Here is a 17,187-nt window from a genome sequence, read left to right as displayed (position 1 = left end):
AAGCTTACCAAGAAAAAATACTACTTAATAAACAAAAAAGCTTATTCAAAATGGCAAAAGAAATGAACATGGTAATCAGCTATAAAACAGCAACTTGAAAAATACGTCAATGGTAATTTATTTCAGGATCTATGATGTGGATATTCAAATCTTGTTAGATCCTGAAACGAGTTCAGGATGACGATGACAACAATTTTGAATTTAATCTATTTAGCCTTTTAAATTCTAACCGACCTAAAAACCACAAACCCAAAGCCTATAAAAAGCATCAGATGAAAAATGGCAAGACTAAAATCATTCAGCATAAAAGCGCTATAGAGGCCGAAACCAAAATACAGCCACAAAGCGAATTCAACCCCAATGCTTAATGAAAATTTCTGCTGAATATAAATATTATTTTTCCAGGAATCTTTTAGGGAATCCACATTGAATTTCGGCGTTCTTATAAACGCCGATTTTTTCCCGAAATGCCCTTCCAAAACCGCCAGGGAATTATGAACCGAAAATCCCATAGCTACCGAAAAAAACGTAAAAAACATCCCGATAAAGTTCAGGAAACTTTTAAAGCTTTTCCCATGAATCTTTGCATAAGCAGCGTAATAGCAGAAAAGAAAAATAACCGTGCTTACCAAAAAGAAAGCCACCAGGTTAAAATACCAATTAAACTGTGGATTATTATTTTTAATAAACAACACAGGAATACTTAGCACCGCCAAAACCAAGATCACCAAAAACATACTGGAATTTAAAAGATGAAAAAACGCGTGAAATTTAGTGCTAAGAGAAACCGATTTATCTTTAACGAGCTTTTTGAAATTCTTTCTGAAATTCTCTGCAGCGCCTTTATTCCATCGAAATTGCTGGGAGCGGGCTGCACTTATCGCCACCGGTAATTCGGCCGGGGTTTCTACATCTTCCAGGTATTTAAACTTCCATTTTTTGAGTTGCGCTCGGTAACTTAGGTCCAGATCTTCGGTTAAGGTGTCTCCGCTCCAATTTCCTGAATCCAAAATGCATTCCTTTCTCCATATTCCGGCTGTACCATTAAAGTTGATAAAATGCCGTCCAAAATTACGGCCGGTCTGTTCCAGGATAAAATGAAAGTCCAAAGCGAATGCCTGAATTTTGGTAAGCAGGGAATAATTTCGGTTTATATGTCCCCAGCGGGTTTGCACCACGCCTATTTCAGGATCCTTGAAGTAGGGAACAGTTTGCAGTAGCCAGTCTTGCTTGGGTAAAAAATCGGAATCAAAAATCGCTATTAACTCCCCTTTAGCGATTTTTAAACCTTCTTTTAAAGCACCTGCCTTAAAGCCGCTACGATCTTTGCGGGTAATGTGCTTTATATCAAGTCCGTTTTTTTGGAGTTGAGCTACTAATATTTCAATTTTTTCAACTGATTCATCGGTAGAATCATCCAGAACTTGTATTTCCAGTTTTTCCCCGGGATAATCAATTTTTGCAATGTTTTTCAGCAGACGTTCCACCACATAAAGTTCGTTGTAAAGTGGAAGTTGGATGGTTACAAAAGGAATTTCAGATATATTATCTAGATTAAATTTTTCCGAGATATCCACCTCTTTTTTTGCCTTGAGATAATTCAATAACAACTGAAGCTGCGAAATACTATAAAAGAAAATGAGCAGCAGGGCAAGCGTATATATGATGATAATGGCGAAATCCATTACTTAAAACTGTATTTAAAAATCCATCCAAGGATTTTGATTCCTGCAAAGATAGCACCTTTCACCGTGCCCGAAACTTTTGAAGTGCCAATCCTGTTCTTATAATGTACGGGAACCTCGGTGTAAGAAAACCCTTTTTTTAAGACTTTTAATTGCATTTCTATCGTCCAGCCGTAGGTTTTGTCCTGCATTTCAAGTTCCAGCAACTTATTGTATTTAATCGCCCTAAACGGACCGAGATCGGTAAAGCGGGCGTTAAAGAATAATTTCATAAGAGAAGTTGCCAGCCAATTCCCAAATATCTGCGGAAAAGTCATTGAGCCTTTTTCACGCCATTTTTTTACCCGGGTACCAATCACCAGGTCTTTGTTTTCTTCAATAATTGGCGCAATAATTTTGGTTAATTCAGAAGGAAAATCGCTGTAATCGCCATCGAGAAAGACAATAATGTCGGGTGTTGTTGATTGTTTTGAGATATAGTCTATACCCTTTAAACAGGCATAACCATAACCTTTTTGATTTTCCTGAAGCACGGTTGCACCGGCATTTAGAGCGTTTTCTTCAGTAGCATCGGTAGAATTGTTGCTTACCACTATTATTTCCTGAACAATCTTAGGAATTTCAGCAATCACTTTGGCAATGGATTCTTCTTCGTTATAAGCCGGAATAATAACTTTTACCTTAATTCCGTCAAGCTTAGACTCATTTAGGGAGTAAATTTCTGACTCATCTTTCGTAGTTTTTCCCTGAGTTTCGTGATTTTTTTGCGGCATTACTTCGATTTCTGGTTTACCAAATCCATTAAATCAACATCATTTCCTAAAAGAACTTCTTCAGAATTTATTCTTCCGCCTAAATTATCATTTTCAAGTTTTAGTACGCCACGAGGACAGACAGCCGAGCAGATTCCGCAGCCAACACAACTGGAACGAACAATGTTTTCACCTCTTTGGGCATAGGCGCGAACATCGATACCCATTTCGCAATACGTAGAGCAATTTCCGCAAGAGATACATTGTCCGCCGTTAGTAGTAATTCTAAACTTTGAAAAAAGTCGTTGCTGCATTCCTAAAACTGCCGCCATAGGGCAACCGTATCGGCACCAAACCCTGCTACCAAAAATCGGGTAAAATCCAACTCCAATTACCCCGGAAAATACAGCACCAATCAAAAAGCCATACCATTCCCGCAGTTGGTAACCGGCAAAGAAGAAAATATTCCCGTTTCCGCTTAAATAATTAATACCAATGATAGTCAAAATTATCACCAAATAACCAATGGCACCATATTTAGCATCTTTAGCCAATTCTTTGCGTTTAAAAATCATAATTACGGCGAAAAGCAAAGTGAGAAAACCGGCAGTTCCCCAGAGAAACAGATCTTTGGTTAGCCAGAAATCATTAGCACTATCGCCTAAAAAGGAATATAAAACCGCGATCGTCATTACCGTAACAAAGACCAAGACGCTGTGAATTACCCAGCGCTCAATCTTCCAGGCATATTGTGATTTATTCGAAAGATGTCGGTAAGGATCTCCGGCGGTTTCTGCGAGTCCGCCGCAGCCACAAACCCAGCTGCAATACCAGCGTTTTCCGTATTTATAAGTTAATATGGGGGTGATCACAAAAATCGAAATCAATCCAAAAGCCAGCATAATTACCCCAATATTCCCTGCAGAAAGGAATTCGTTTATCTTATAATCGGTAAACAGATCGTAGTTAAGCGGCCAGATATTGGCAGGATTGTAATATGGTTGGTTAAGCCGAATTAAAATTTCCGGGATTAGAAATGCGAAACCCAATTGAAAGAACATAACCGAAAATGTACGAATTATCTCGTAACGATTATTCCGATATTTCAGGATAAATTTATAGCCAAAAATAAGAATGGCCAAAGTGTAAAGCGTTCCGTAAACAAACCACTGGCTGGCTGGATTTCCGCTAATAAGGTGGCTTAAAGGATCGAATAAAGAGACGATTCCTGTATTGGCGCCATCGGCATTCAAGCCTAAATATTGCGGATACCAATATAAGACTATATAAAAAAGCGTTAGGGTAATTCCCAGAATCCAGGCCCAAAATCCGCGGCCGGTAAGCGATTTAAACCAAACCCCATCATTTTTTATTCCTTCGTGTTTCCCTAAATAGAGATCGTTTGCAAAAATCACTGTTCCCATCGCGATTAAGCCTAAAGACAGACTTAAAAACAAGGTTTTATTCGGGAAATTTACATTCGCCAGGGCAAGTACCAGAATAAATAAACCAAGTAAGCCGATACCGCTGGCAAGTTTTTGCGTGGTAGAAAGTTTTGCCGGTGCCTCTCCCGTGAGGGACATATTGTGTTCTAGTTTGCTCATATATTTTGATTTTCACACCTACAAGGTTTTGAAAACCTTGCAGGAGCTCCTTGCTTTCCTGCAAGGTCTTTGCGACCTTGTAGGTATATTTTTCAAGTAATTCTAAATTTTTAAAACTGCATATTCAATCAAAACTTCTGTAAATTCTCTTTAAAACTTTTAAAAATCTCCTTTTCGTAGTGAGTGTAAAACTCTGGGTCAAAATTGGCTTGTTTGAGATTGGCAAGCACGTGATCTATTTTTCGGTCTTCATTAAGCCAATGATCAAAAACCGGGTGGCGCATCCTAATTCCTAAAGTGTTTATTCCTAGGAACTTATTGGAATTTGGTTCAAAAGCGATGGTGATGGCTTTTGAATTGTCTTGGTGCTGCCAGTGAAAATGCATTTCATTCTCACCTGGTTTTGCTGAAACCTGCCCGTAAGTCTGGTATTCAATATCAAAGAATTTAGCCGAATTAAACCAGTTGCCCGGTTTGTATTTCATCGCATTTCCGGTTAAGGTTTGGGCAAGGGTTTCGCCCATCATCCTGCCTGCATACCAAACTGCTTCAATAGGTCTTCGATGTGCCGGAGGTTGCTTCAGTTGTGCGCAATCGCCAATCGCGTAAACATCTTCTATGTTGGTTTGCAGAAATTCGTCTACTAAAATTCCTTTATCGGTTTCTAATTCAGAATTTTTTAGAAAGTCTATATTAGGTCTAACGCCGGTGCAAAGCCCCACCAGCTGGCATTCGATTTTTTCTCCGGAATTTGTGATAACAGATTTTACCCTCCTATTTTCATCGCCAATAATTTTATCGAGTTCTGTCTCGTGCCGAAGGTCTACGCCGTGAGATTTGATATGTTCCGAAATCATTTTGGCATCCTGCAGCGGTAACATATTGTGCCAGAAAGCTTCTTCACGAATTAGAAAAGTGACATCGATATTTCGGGTTTTAAGCATTTCGGCGAGTTCCACACCTATTAGTCCACCGCCAATAATTACGGCTCTTTTACAGTTTTGGGTGTTTTCTTCCAGCAGTTCCAAATCTTGTTTAGAAACCAGTCCCTGTACGCCTTTTAAATCCTGGCCTTCCCAACCGAATTTATTATAAACCGAACCTGTTGCCAATACCAGTTTATCGTAATCCATAGTTTCTTCGGAAGAGAAATGAAGTGTTTTTTCTTTAAAATCTATTTTATCAACCCAGGCTTTTTTTAGTTTAATGCGGTTTTTTTCCCAAAACCAGTCTTCGTAAGGTTTTAAATGGTTCCATTTCATATGGCCCATATACACATACATTAGGGCAGTGCGGGAAAAGAAATACTCGCTTTCGGCAGAAATCACAGTAATTTTTGCGTCGGAATTCTTCCTGATATGCCGCGCACAGGTAATTCCAGCAATTCCATTACCTATGATAGTGATGTGTTCCATATCTGCTTAAATAGACTTTACAACTTCCTTGAAAAGCTTAATCATATTTGGTTCTGCTTTTGCGGCCATCGCGATAATTTCACTGATATCTACAGGTTTCAGATTATCGGGGTCACCTTCATCTGTAATCACAGATATGGCCGAAACCGGGAGCCCTAACTGATTGGCTACAATCACCTCCGGTACAGTGCTCATTCCCACCGCATCGGCACCAAAAATCTTTAACATTCTGTATTCTGCACGGGTTTCCAGTTGAGGTCCCAGTACTGAAGCGTAGACACCTTTATGTAAGATAATATTATTTTTTTTGGCTGACTCCTGGAGGATTTCATTGATTTCCGTATCGTAGGGCCGGCTCATATCTACAAAGCGTTCGCCTAATTTTTCGACACCAGCGAATGCGAGCGGGGAGTCTCCCAACAGATTAATATGATCGTCGATAAGCATTAATTCTCCTTTTTTATAATCGAGGTTGATGGATCCCGAAGCATTGCTTACCAGTAATTTTTTTACGCCCAGTTTTTCCATAACCCGAACTGGATAAGTCACTTCACTAAGGCTGTAACCTTCGTAAAAATGAAAACGTCCCTGCATGACCATCACTTTTTTTTCTTCCAAAGTTCCAAAAATGAGTTTCCCCTTATGAAATTCTACCGTTGCCGTGGGAAAATGAGGGATATGATTGTAACTAACTTCAGCTTCAATCTTTATGTCATCTACCAGATTGCCTAATCCGGTGCCCAGAATAATTCCTATTTCAGGTGTATCGAAACCTTTGGAAATAAGGTAATCTGTAGTTTCGTTTAATTTTTTTATCATAATTTTATTCCACTTTGAGGGTTTATTTTGTCTGAGGCCTGTCCGAATCATTCAGGTGGGCTTGCCTCGAAATTATAGAATAGTTTTCCCGTTCACCTCTCGTGGGATTGCCCCAGGGTTCTTGATTCTATGAATTTTTTTAAAATGCTGTTTTCTTCAATATCCTGAATTTCATCTATATCGTTTCGAGTTTCCAGGATTTTTATTTTTTTGCCTTCTAAATCTTTTAGAGTGTGCGATAGCACAGAACTTGTGCTCCAGGCTTTATTTTTAAATACTTCCGAATTTAAGGATTTCATTCCTAATAAATAATAACCGCCATCTTCTGCCGGGCCTATTACTACATCATTCTTTTCTAACTCTAAAAAGGCATTTTCCAGATCTTGTTGTGACAAATCCAGCAAATCACTACCAATAATAATTACCCGCTTATAATCGCTTTGGAAAGCTTCGGAAAATGCATTTTTCATCTTTTCACCTAAGTTTCCGCCAAACTGTAGTTTTTTACTGAATGCTTCAGAAGGCCAAAGGTCGTTTTCCGGAATCTTATCAGAATAATACACTCTTTTTTCTACCTTAAGGTTTTTAGTGACCGAAACCGTATGAGAAAGCAGGAACTTATAAATATTAAGCGCGGCTTTATCTCCGATAGATTTTGCCAAACGGGTTTTTACCTTCCCTAATTCAGGATTTTTGGTAAAAATCATTAATAAAGTATCAGTAGGTTTCAAAACTGAAAATTCTTAGTTAAAAAATTAAGCGACAGAGCCCTGGCAACTACTTCCGGCCCCTGCGGTGCAGCCATAGCAGTGTTGGGAAATAAGAATGTTACGATTGTTTAAAAGGTCTTCGTTATAATCGCTAATATGCTTTACCGTCGAGGCTACTTTTAAATCCAGCATCTGGTTAAAATCACAATCATAAAGCCAGCCGTCCCAACTTATCGAAATAGTATTGGTACACATCACGTTTTTAACCGCAGCGGGATTGTAGGCATTTACCAGTTCGTACATATAATCTTCATAATTTTCTGAAGCGATTAAATACTCGAGAAACCGACTAATTGGTAAATTGGTAATTGCGAAAAGATGATCAAAATCTATGTCAAAATCTTCTTTTAATGCTGTTTTAAAGTCGTGCTCCATAGCTTCCTGATTGGTGGGAAGAAATGCGCCGGCAGGATTATAGGCTAAATCCAGTTTTAAATTCGTTCCTGGCTGCGCGTACCCTACTTTATTTAGCATTTGCAAAGCTTTTATAGATTTATCAAAAACTCCGCTGCCACGTTGTTTATCGGTTTTTTCCCTCTTGTAAAACGGAAGGGAGGAAATGATATGTACGTTGTATTTTTTGAAAAATTCCGGAAGGTCGTGATACTTTTTATTAGCCAGAATAATGGTGAGGTTAGAGCGAACAATAAAATCTTTGATTCCTGCTTTTGATGCTTCTTCTACAAACCATCTAAAATTGGGATTCATTTCTGGTGCGCCACCAGTGAGGTCTAAGGTGTGGGCTTTTGTAGTTTTAATCACTTCCAGGCATTGTTGCATGGTCTCTTTGGTCATAATCTCTTTACGATCTGGCCCGGCGTCTACGTGGCAGTGAGAGCAAACCTGATTGCACATATATCCTAAATTAAGCTGAAGGATTTCCAGTGTTTTAGGTTTTAACGGATAATTACCGGTTTCGGCAATTTTATCTTTAAAAAGAGGAAGTTCTCCCTCTCTAAAAATTCCGTTGCTTAAAAAGGCAAGTTGGTTTTCGGGTTTTGAAAGATCGTTTTTTCTAGCCGATAAAGATTTTAATAAAGCCATGCAAAAATTACTTTTTGTGCTGTTTCAGGGAAAATGATTTGTAGGGTTAAGATAGTTAGATGAAACCTTACATACTCAATTTATCATATTTATTCATCATTTGTACCCCGTGAACAAGAGTTGCTCCACTTTCAATAGCGGCACCGGCGTGAACGGCTTCCATCATTTCTTCTTTGGTAATTCCTCTTTGCAAACCGTCTTTAGTATAAGCATCAATGCAATAGGGGCATTTAACAACGTGGGATACGGCAAGCGCTATAAGCGATTTTTCCCGGGCAGAAAGTGCGCCTTCTTCGAAAACTTTTCCGTAGTAATCAAAAAATTTATTTCCTAATTCTTCGCTCCACTCGGTTATTTTGCCAAATTTTCTTAGATCATCGGGATTGTAATAGGTCTTAGCCATAGCAGTTGATAGGTTTTTAGTTATTTTGGTCTAAAATATCTATTAATACTTACGCGACCAATCAATTTTAAGGGAAATGGCAGGTATTAAATTTCGCTTTGAGAATTCTAAAGCTGAAAATTTCTAGAAATAGAGAATGGTAAAATGGTGGAAATAGAAATTACTTTCTCCTAAGGGTTTTAATAAATTTTTTTACAAAAAACACGGAAACTGCAAGAATAGCCAGAATTTCTAAGCCCAAAAATATATAAATGAGATCCATAGTTGGTTGGTATTTAGGACCTGGCCAAGATAGGCAAGGGCGTGATTATTAAGATGTAAATATCTGATTCTTAATTTGTTTTACTTGCCGCTATTCAAATAAAAGTTACTGCATATAATTTGCTTTTGGTTGCAATTGCTTATTTTAAGCTCTTTATAATATGTACTGAATGTGTGATATATATCATCTTAACGTGGATCTAAAATGAAAATGATAATGACTTTTAATTGTATGTTTGCTAAGTGTTTTATCTTTACATTAATGATTACACGTTAATTTTGCTGATAATCACGGAATTAACAAGAATGCTAAAGAATAAGAAAATGATTTACAGGGGCTTCCCTAAGAATTAGGTTTATGAGGATAGATGTAAAAACTTTACCGGTAGAGGAAATTATTCAAGATATTTCTGAAAGTCTAGATGCCCCGATTCAAAACGGAAGTGGAGAGCATACTATAGAGCTGCCGGAACATATTGGGGAAGGGTATATTAGGGGAATCAGCTTTGATTCTGGCATGGGATTTATCACTTACAACTGCAAGTTTTATGAGGATGTAGAAATTCATTTCGCACTTAATACCGTACATCCGCTAAAATTTATTTTTTGCTCAGCCGGGACTACCGGACATTCTTTTCAGGATTCTGAGAAAGTAAATGAAATAAAAGCTTACCAAAATATAATTGTATCCAGTAGTGGGTATAATGGCCACGTACTTTATTTTAAAGCCAATGAAGCTACTCACGTTTCCAGTTTAGAAATTATTAGGTCGATTTTTGCTCATAGGCGTAACTACGATTTTCAGGACCTTGAACCTACCTTAAAAGAGTTATTTCAAGATGCGGTGGCAGAGAGGCAGTTTTTTTACCAGGGAAATTATAGCATCAAAGCAGCCGATATTATGAACGAGATTAATACTAAGGAATTTTCCGGGTTTTTACGTTCGTTATATCTGGAAGCTAAAACTTTTCAAATGCTTGTAATTCAAATTTCCCAATATGAAGATGATGAGGACGGCGATAAACTTCCGCAGATACTTAGACAGTCTGATATTGAAAAGGTAGATTATGTAGTAAAACGCATTCAGGGAGATTTAGGAAGTAACTTAACGGTAGAAGCTTTGGCAAAAGAAGCCGGTACTAACGTGAATAAACTTCAGGAAGGCTTTAAGTATGTTTACGATCTTACCGTGAATAAATATATGCAGCATAAAAAGCTGGAGGCCGCCAAAGAAATGCTAATGACCACCGAAAAGAATATTTCTGAAATTGTTACTTCAATAGGTTTGAATAACCGTAGTTATTTCTCAAAGATCTTTAAAGAGAAATATGGTGTTAATCCTAAGTATTTCCTGAAAACACGAAAAATGCAAGACGACTAGTCTTCTAGGATAATATCTTTTACTTGTGATAAATAACTACGGCCAATAACATATCTTTTACCGTTAATTTCCAGGCTGTTGCCTTCTAGGGCTTCAATTTTATCGAGAGAAACGGTATAAGATCTATGTATCCTTATAAATCTATTGGAGGGCAAACTTTCGGTGAAACTGCTTAAGGTTTGATGAATAATATAATTCTTGTTAGGCGTAATTACCTTGATATAATCTTTTAGACTTTCCACTAACAGAATATCATTTAAGTAAACCTTTTTCATCTTTTTTTTGTTGATTTTTAAAAAAAGATGTTTGCCTTTCCAGTCATCGTTTTCGCCTTTATTTTCTTCGCAATTTTTTATAGCTTTATTAACTGCTTTTAGAAACCGGGGAAAGGGGATGGGTTTTACAAGATAATCCAGGATTTCAAGTTCATAGCCTTTAACGGCGTATTCTTCGTGCGCCGTGGTAATAATTACCTGGGGCTTATTGCTTAAACTTTTTAGGAAACTGTAACCGTCTAGAACAGGCATGTTTATGTCTAAAAACATAAGGTCTACCTCATTTTCCTGCAGAAATTCCAGGCTGTCTAAAGCGCTATTAAAACTTGCCATTATTTCCAGGCCTTTAATTTGGGAGATATAGTTTTTAATTACATCTACCGCTAAGGGCTCATCATCTATAATTACACATTTCAGCATCATTTCAATTTTAACTTTAGGTCAACCAAAAACTCAGTTTCTTTCCTGATAATTTTCAGGTTATAGTCATCCTTATTATAACCTAATCTTAGGCGCTTTTTTACGTTTGCAATTCCAATACCTCCCGCTTGTAGCTCTAAATCTTTTGGAGAGATAGATGTTATTTCTTCGGGATTGGGAAGACTATTACAGGTTCGAAAGTACAAAATATCATCTTCAATAATAAGATCTATCTGGATAACGATTTCTTTATTGCTTTTGTTAGCTCCATGTTTAAATGCATTCTCCACAAAAGGAATTAGTAACATTGGAGGTAACTTCTTGTTTTTTGTAGAACCTTCAACCTTTAGTTGTATACTTAAATTTTCACCATATCTAATTCTTTCTAGATCCAAATAGTTTTTAATACATTTTATCTCTTTTTTTAAGCTTTGCAGATTCGGTTTGGTTTCATACAGCAAATACCGCATTAACTCAGAAAGTTTTAATATGGTTTCTGGGGTTTTATTCGATTTGCTGAGGCTAAGCGAATAAATATTATTTAAAGTATTGAAGAAGAAGTGTGGAGATATTTGTGAGCGCAAAAACCTTAATTCAGTTTCAAGCTGGGTTTTTTCAAGTTTTGCAGCTCTTTTATTCTCGCTCATCCAGTCTATGGTGATTTTAATAGCAGTAACAAACGAGATAACATAGAGCTCCCCCAGCATCATTACCATTATATAATTAAAGCTAAGATTTGAGGTTTCTTCCGGTCCTTCTGGCCATACATTATTACTTATTAAAAGATAAGTAAGTTCGTATTTAAGAATTACCATTAAGAAGATAGCAGCTATTAAACAGAAAATAAACCAAAAGAATTTCCTTTTGTAGATAAACCTTGGGATAAGCAGGTAAATTGTAAAATAGCACAAGGCCATATGTATTGGGAAACCCAATAAATTTGCCTTTAGAGAATAGAGATAATCTCCATAATAACTACCCCACCTTAGAGTGTTAAAAATGAAATAAACAGTCCAGAAAATCACATGATGTAAACTGGATATTTGATAACCCCATCTTTCATTTAAAAAAAAGCTTCGTTTAAAACGTTTTCGTAGTGACATTGGAAGGAAAAAGATAGATTTTAGCTATTCGGCTTTTCTTAAATGTTGTTTGTCTAATATTATTTTTTGCGTTGCTGAATATATAAATATTTATGAAATATCTACAGGTATTATTTTTTATGCCTAAAAAAATTGAAAGAAGCATGTTTAGAAAATACCCCATTCTACTATTTGTTCTTGTGATAACTATTGCCGCCTGTAAAGAGCGGAATAAGAAAGAAATCAACGATCAGGATTCAAATAGAGAATTGACTTCTTACGTAGATCCGTTTATTGGAACAGGAGGCCACGGGCATACCTATCCAGGGGCAACCGTGCCATTTGGAATGATTCAACTTAGCCCTGATAATGGAATTAGCGATTGGGACTGGTGTTCTGGCTATCATATTTCTGATAACATCATTGCCGGGTTTTCGCATCTTCATCTAAGCGGAACGGGAATCGGAGATTTAGCCGATTTACTTTTTATGCCGGTAAACCGTGAAATAGATTTAACCACTGAGGTTAGAAGCAGGGAAGATATTCCGTATAAATCTAAATTTAGCCACGAAAATGAAGAATCAAAGCCCGGCTATTACCAGGTTTTTCTTGATGATCATCAGATAAATGTAGAGCTTACCAGTTCCCTGCGCACCGGTTATTCAAAATACACTTTTACTGAAGCTGATACACAATCTGTAGTGCTAGATCTGGGCTTCGCAATTAACTGGGATAGCCCTACTGAAACAAAAATCGTTATAGAGAATGGGAAAACTATTAGTGGTTACAGGCATAGTAAAGGTTGGGCTAAGAACCAAAAAGTGTTTTTTACTGCTGAATTTTCAAAACCTATAATTTCCCACAGTTTATTTACAGAAGGCAAAAAGATAGAAGGAAAAACAGCTGAAGGGACTAAAACTTCTGCTCAGTTCTTTTTTGATGAAGCTACCGGCAGGGAAGTCCAGGTTAAATTAGCCTTATCTTCAGTAAGTATAAAGAATGCAAAGGAAAATCTCGATAAGCAAAAATTTCAATTTAAAGAAGTAAAGGAAGAAGGAAATTCAGTTTGGGAAAATTCTTTAGAAAACATCACGATTCAGACTCCGGTAGATTCTTTAAAAACCATATTTTACACAGCGCTATATCACACCCAGCTCGCCCCGGTTACTTTTAGCGACAAGAATGGAGAATTCCGTAAGGAAAATGATAGCCTGATTACCGCAGAAGATTATACCGCGTATTCTACCTTATCCCTTTGGGATACCTTTAGAGCTCAGCAACCACTACTTACCATAACACATCCTGATAGGGTTTCAGATATTATAAATTCTATGTTGGAATATTATAAAACCAATAAGATTCTCCCGGTTTGGACGCTCTACGGAAATGAGACAAACACTATGACCGGTTACCATTCTATTCCTGTTATTACTGAAGCTTATCTTAAAGGAATTCGAGGTTTTGATGTGGAAGAAGCCTACGCCGCAATGAAAAATACGATGATGCAAGACGAGCGGGGTTTAGAATATTATAAAGAGTACGGGTATATACCCTTCGAACTTTTAGACGAGTCGGTTACAATTACCCTGGAATATGCCTATAATGATTGGTGCGTTGCACAAATGGCTAAAGCTTTAGGGAAAGATAAAGATTACGAATATTTTTCTGCAAGAGCCAAAGCCTATAAAAAACTCTTTGATGTTGAAACTGGCTTTATGCGCGGAAAGTCTAAAGACGGAGAAACCTGGAATAGTCCTTTTGATCCTAAATTTTCCAATCATCGTGAAAATACCGATTATACCGAAGGCAATGCCTGGCAACATAGCTGGTTTGTTTTGCATGAGCCGGAGAATTTTATAAATCTTCACGGCGGTTCAGAAAAATTCACCCAAAAATTAGAGCAGCTGTTTACTGAAAGTTCAGAAATAACAGGGGAAAATGTATCGGCCGATATCTCAGGTTTAATTGGGCAATATGCTCACGGGAATGAGCCCAGCCATCATATCGCTTATTTATTTAATAAGGCCGGAAAGCCATGGAGAACCCAATTTTGGGTGAGGGAAATTTTAAAAACGCAATACAGTACACAACCAGATGGTTTGAGTGGTAATGAAGATGCCGGGCAAATGTCTGCCTGGTATGTGTTTAGCTCTATGGGTTTATACCCTTTTAATCCAGCTTCAGCTGAATACGAAATTGGCAGCCCTATATTCGAGAAATCTACTATTAACTTAGGAAACGGCAAGCATTTTAAAATTATAGCTAATAATGTTTCCGAAGAAAATATCTATATCCAGTCCGCTACTTTAAATGGTAAAAATTTCAACAGCACATCTATTTCCCATAAACAACTTTTAGCGGGTGGAGAGTTAGTATTTGAGATGGGCAGTGCGCCTAATAAAAAATGGGGTGTAACCACAAATACAAATTAATGGAACTAATAGATGTTCTAATTATTGCGCTATACCTCTTCCTTACGGTTTCTATTGGAATTTGGGTTTCAAAGAAGGCTTCTAAAGGTTTAGATTCTTACTTTCTGGGGGGTAAAAGCATCAAATGGTATTACTTAGGTCTTAGCAACGGTTCGGGTATGTTTGATGTTTCAGGCACCGCCTGGATGGTAGGAATTCTTTTTTTGTATGGGGTGAAGAGTTTTATGTTTATGTGGATGTGGCCCATTTGGAACCAGATCTTTGTGATGATGTTCCTGGCTGTATGGATTAGAAGATCTGGCGTGATGACAGGATCTGAATGGATTCTTACAAGGTTTGGTGACGATAAAGCAGGTAGGGCTTCGCATCTTATTGTGGCTATTTTCGCAGTAATTGCATCCATAGGTTTTATAGCCTATTTTTTTGAAGGTGTTGGTAAGTTTATGACTGTGATTCTTCCCTGGGATCTCTCGCTTAATTTTGCAGAATTGAACTTGCTGAATTCTGAACAATCCTATGCGCTACTAATTATTTTCTTTACCACGATTTATACGATTAAAGGCGGAATGTTCTCTGTAGTGACTACTGAAGTCTTGCAGTATGGGATTATGGTGCTGGCGGGAATTTTGGTAGCAGGATATACTTTTGTGAGTTTTAGTGATGCAGAAATTAACAAGCTTATTCCTGAAGCCTGGAAAAGCCTTTCCTTTGGGAGTCAGCTTAATGGTTTTTGGCAAGGTAAAAAAGAACCTTTTAACGCACTCATAGATACACAGGGATATAAAATGTTTGGTGCCTTTATCGGGATGACGCTGTTTAAGGGTTTTTTTGCAAGTGTTGCGGGGCCTACTCCCAGTTATGATATGCAAAGAATTCTATCTACACGAACTGTAAAAGAAGCTGCGTATATGAGTGGTTTTACCAATTTGGTATTATTTATTCCGCGTTATCTACTAATAGCAGCAGTGGTAATTATCGGGTTGATCTTCGTAGCTCCCGAGATGCTTGCTTCAGGAAATTTAAGTGGGAATGATCTGGAAGTAATCTTACCAAAAGTAATTAATAACCATGTTCCGGTAGGAATAAAGGGGCTTTTACTAGCAGGCTTATTAGCAGCATTTATGTCTACTTTTTCAGCATTTGTAAATGCCGGGCCGGCGTATATTGTGAATGATATTTATAAGAAATATTATAAACCTAAGGCTACAGATAAGCATTACGTGAAAGCAAGTCATATCACCTCATTTTTAGTAGTTTTATTTGGAGTAATAATGGGCTTTTTTGCCGATTCTATTAATTCAATTACGCTTTGGATTACCAGTGCTCTATACGGAGGTTATGTGGCTGCGAATTTCTTAAAATGGATTTGGTGGCGATTTAATGGTTGGGGGTATTTTTGGGGAATGCTTTCTGGCCTTATTATCGCTACAATTCAATTCTTTATGGACCAAAATAAAGGCAATTTTGTGCCAGATTCCTTTTTATATGAAACAGCGCATATCCCGGCCATATACCTTTTTCCGGTTATTTTTGCTTTTTCATTGTTAGGATCTTTTTTGGGCACTTATTTTACACCTCCAACTAATATGGCTACGCTTAAAAGTTTTTATTTAAATGTTAGGCCCTGGGGATGGTGGAAACCCGTTTTAAAGGAGTTGCAAACTGAAAATGGCGAAATACAGAGAAATAAAGATTTTGGATGGGATATGTTAAACTGCCTGGTTGGGATAATATGGCAATCCAGTATGATTCTTTTGCCTATATTTTTTGTGGTACGGGATTATTCTAAATCGGGGTTAACTATATTAATTTTCCTTTTGTGCTCACTTATTTTAAAATTTACCTGGTTAGATAAAATTAAAAAATATGCAAACTAAGATGCAAGAAATTCCCTGGCAGGAAAAACCGGCTGGTTCTTCAGATATAATGTGGCGTTATAATGAAAACCCTATTATAGATCGTTATGCAATACCTACCTCAAACAGTATTTTTAACTCGGCTGTTGTTCCTTTTAAAAATGGTTTTGCCGGTGTTTTTAGGTGTGATAATAAAGCGGTGCAAATGAATATTTTTGCAGGGTTTAGCAACAATGGGTTAGATTGGGAAATAGAGCATAAACCTATTAATTTCAATCCCGGAAATACTGAAATGATCGATTCAGATTACAAATACGATCCAAGAGTTACTTTTATTGAAGACCGTTATTGGATTACCTGGTGCAACGGCTATCACGGTCCAACAATTGGGATAGGATATACCTTCGACTTTAAGAAATTTTATCAGTGTGAAAATGCTTTTTTGCCTTTTAACCGCAACGGAGTCCTATTTCCAAAGAAAATAAACGGAAAGTATGCAATGTTGAGCCGTCCCAGCGACAACGGTCACACTCCCTTTGGCGATATTTATATAAGTTATAGTCCCGATATGAAATATTGGGGAGAACACCGTTGTGTGATGAAGGTAGCTCCTTTTGAAAAAAGTGCCTGGCAATGCACTAAGATTGGCGCGGGGCCAGTACCTATTTTAACCGATGAAGGTTGGTTGCTTTTTTATCATGGGGTGATAAATACCTGTAATGGATTTAGATACTCTATAGGTGCAGCAATTTTAGATGAAAATAATCCCGATAAAGTAAAATACCGTTCACAACCTTACTTACTCGCCCCGGCTGAACTTTATGAACTTACCGGCGATGTTCCCAATGTTCTTTTTCCCTGTGCCGCTCTGCATTCAGAAAAAGAAGATAAACTGGCGCTATACTACGGGGCGGCAGATACAGTGACTTCGGTCGCTTATGGCCGCCTTAGTGAGATTATAGAATTTGTAAAAAATAACAGCCTTTAA

At 37.4% G+C, this 17,187-nt stretch carries 14 protein-coding genes; 4 read left to right on the top strand and 10 right to left on the bottom strand.

Annotated features, from left to right (window positions below; genetic code table 11):
• Positions 1–218 precede the first annotated feature (218 nt).
• From LB465_RS16580 to LB465_RS16545, 8 genes are all read right to left on the bottom strand, one after another.
• On the bottom strand, positions 219–1,685 hold the full coding sequence (locus LB465_RS16580; RefSeq protein ID WP_224471041.1) for a cellulose synthase family protein: 1,467 nt from the start codon (positions 1,683–1,685) through the stop codon (positions 219–221).
• Positions 1,685–2,458 carry a glycosyltransferase family 2 protein gene (locus tag LB465_RS16575; RefSeq protein WP_237690549.1) on the bottom strand — a complete coding sequence of 258 codons (774 nt, stop codon included), beginning with the start codon at positions 2,456–2,458 and terminating at the stop codon, positions 1,685–1,687. Before LB465_RS16575 ends, LB465_RS16580 begins: the two co-directional genes overlap by 1 nt.
• Positions 2,458–4,041 (bottom strand): 4Fe-4S binding protein, encoded by a 1,584-nt coding sequence (locus LB465_RS16570; protein WP_224471040.1) that lies wholly within the window; start codon positions 4,039–4,041, stop codon positions 2,458–2,460. Before LB465_RS16570 ends, LB465_RS16575 begins: the two co-directional genes overlap by 1 nt.
• A 128-nt stretch (positions 4,042–4,169) precedes the next feature.
• A complete protein-coding gene (locus tag LB465_RS16565; protein WP_224471039.1) occupies positions 4,170–5,456 on the bottom strand; it encodes an NAD(P)/FAD-dependent oxidoreductase in 1,287 nt (428 codons plus the stop codon).
• 6 nt (positions 5,457–5,462) lie between these two features.
• Positions 5,463–6,275: a purine-nucleoside phosphorylase gene (locus LB465_RS16560; protein WP_224471038.1), complete on the bottom strand. Its 813-nt coding sequence runs from the start codon at positions 6,273–6,275 to the stop codon at positions 5,463–5,465.
• Positions 6,276–6,367: 92 nt separating this feature from the next.
• On the bottom strand, positions 6,368–7,006 hold the full coding sequence (locus LB465_RS16555) for a TIGR04282 family arsenosugar biosynthesis glycosyltransferase (protein WP_224471037.1): 639 nt from the start codon (positions 7,004–7,006) through the stop codon (positions 6,368–6,370).
• Positions 7,007–7,030: 24 nt separating this feature from the next.
• Positions 7,031–8,089, bottom strand: a complete 1,059-nt coding sequence (arsS, locus tag LB465_RS16550) for an arsenosugar biosynthesis radical SAM (seleno)protein ArsS (RefSeq protein ID WP_224471036.1) — start codon at positions 8,087–8,089, stop codon at positions 7,031–7,033.
• 67 nt (positions 8,090–8,156) lie between these two features.
• On the bottom strand, positions 8,157–8,492 hold the full coding sequence (locus LB465_RS16545; protein ID WP_224471035.1) for an arsenosugar biosynthesis-associated peroxidase-like protein: 336 nt from the start codon (positions 8,490–8,492) through the stop codon (positions 8,157–8,159).
• Positions 8,493–9,111: 619 nt separating this feature from the next.
• On the opposite strand from LB465_RS16545, the gene LB465_RS16540 reads away from it, so the two are divergent.
• Positions 9,112–10,134: a helix-turn-helix domain-containing protein gene (locus LB465_RS16540; protein WP_224471034.1), complete on the top strand. Its 1,023-nt coding sequence runs from the start codon at positions 9,112–9,114 to the stop codon at positions 10,132–10,134.
• Here the strand turns inward: LB465_RS16540 and LB465_RS16535 are convergent.
• Both LB465_RS16535 and LB465_RS16530 read right to left on the bottom strand, forming a co-directional pair.
• Positions 10,131–10,832: a LytR/AlgR family response regulator transcription factor gene (locus LB465_RS16535; RefSeq protein WP_224471033.1), complete on the bottom strand. Its 702-nt coding sequence runs from the start codon at positions 10,830–10,832 to the stop codon at positions 10,131–10,133. The genes LB465_RS16540 and LB465_RS16535 overlap by 4 nt on opposite strands.
• A complete protein-coding gene (locus tag LB465_RS16530) occupies positions 10,829–11,644 on the bottom strand; it encodes a sensor histidine kinase (protein ID WP_317198448.1) in 816 nt (271 codons plus the stop codon). The genes LB465_RS16535 and LB465_RS16530 overlap by 4 nt, the downstream gene beginning before the upstream one ends.
• Positions 11,645–12,075: 431 nt before the next feature.
• On the opposite strand from LB465_RS16530, the gene LB465_RS16525 reads away from it, so the two are divergent.
• Genes LB465_RS16525 through LB465_RS16515 form a run of 3 tightly spaced genes read left to right on the top strand, consistent with a single transcriptional unit; the run spans position 12,076 to position 17,187 of the window.
• Positions 12,076–14,343: a GH92 family glycosyl hydrolase gene (locus tag LB465_RS16525; RefSeq protein ID WP_224471031.1), complete on the top strand. Its 2,268-nt coding sequence runs from the start codon at positions 12,076–12,078 to the stop codon at positions 14,341–14,343.
• The gene (locus LB465_RS16520) at positions 14,343–16,220 is read left to right on the top strand and encodes a sodium:solute symporter family protein (protein ID WP_224471030.1); all 1,878 of its coding nucleotides are present in this window, start codon (positions 14,343–14,345) and stop codon (positions 16,218–16,220) included. Before LB465_RS16525 ends, LB465_RS16520 begins: the two co-directional genes overlap by 1 nt.
• A 1-nt stretch (position 16,221) precedes the next feature.
• Entirely contained in the window at positions 16,222–17,187 is a 966-nt protein-coding gene (locus LB465_RS16515) for a glycoside hydrolase family 130 protein (protein ID WP_317198449.1), read from the top strand.

The sequence above is a fragment of the Salegentibacter lacus genome (assembly GCF_020164555.1).
GTDB lineage: Bacteria > Bacteroidota > Bacteroidia > Flavobacteriales > Flavobacteriaceae > Salegentibacter > Salegentibacter lacus.
This window is presented reverse-complemented; position numbering and strand designations above follow the sequence as displayed.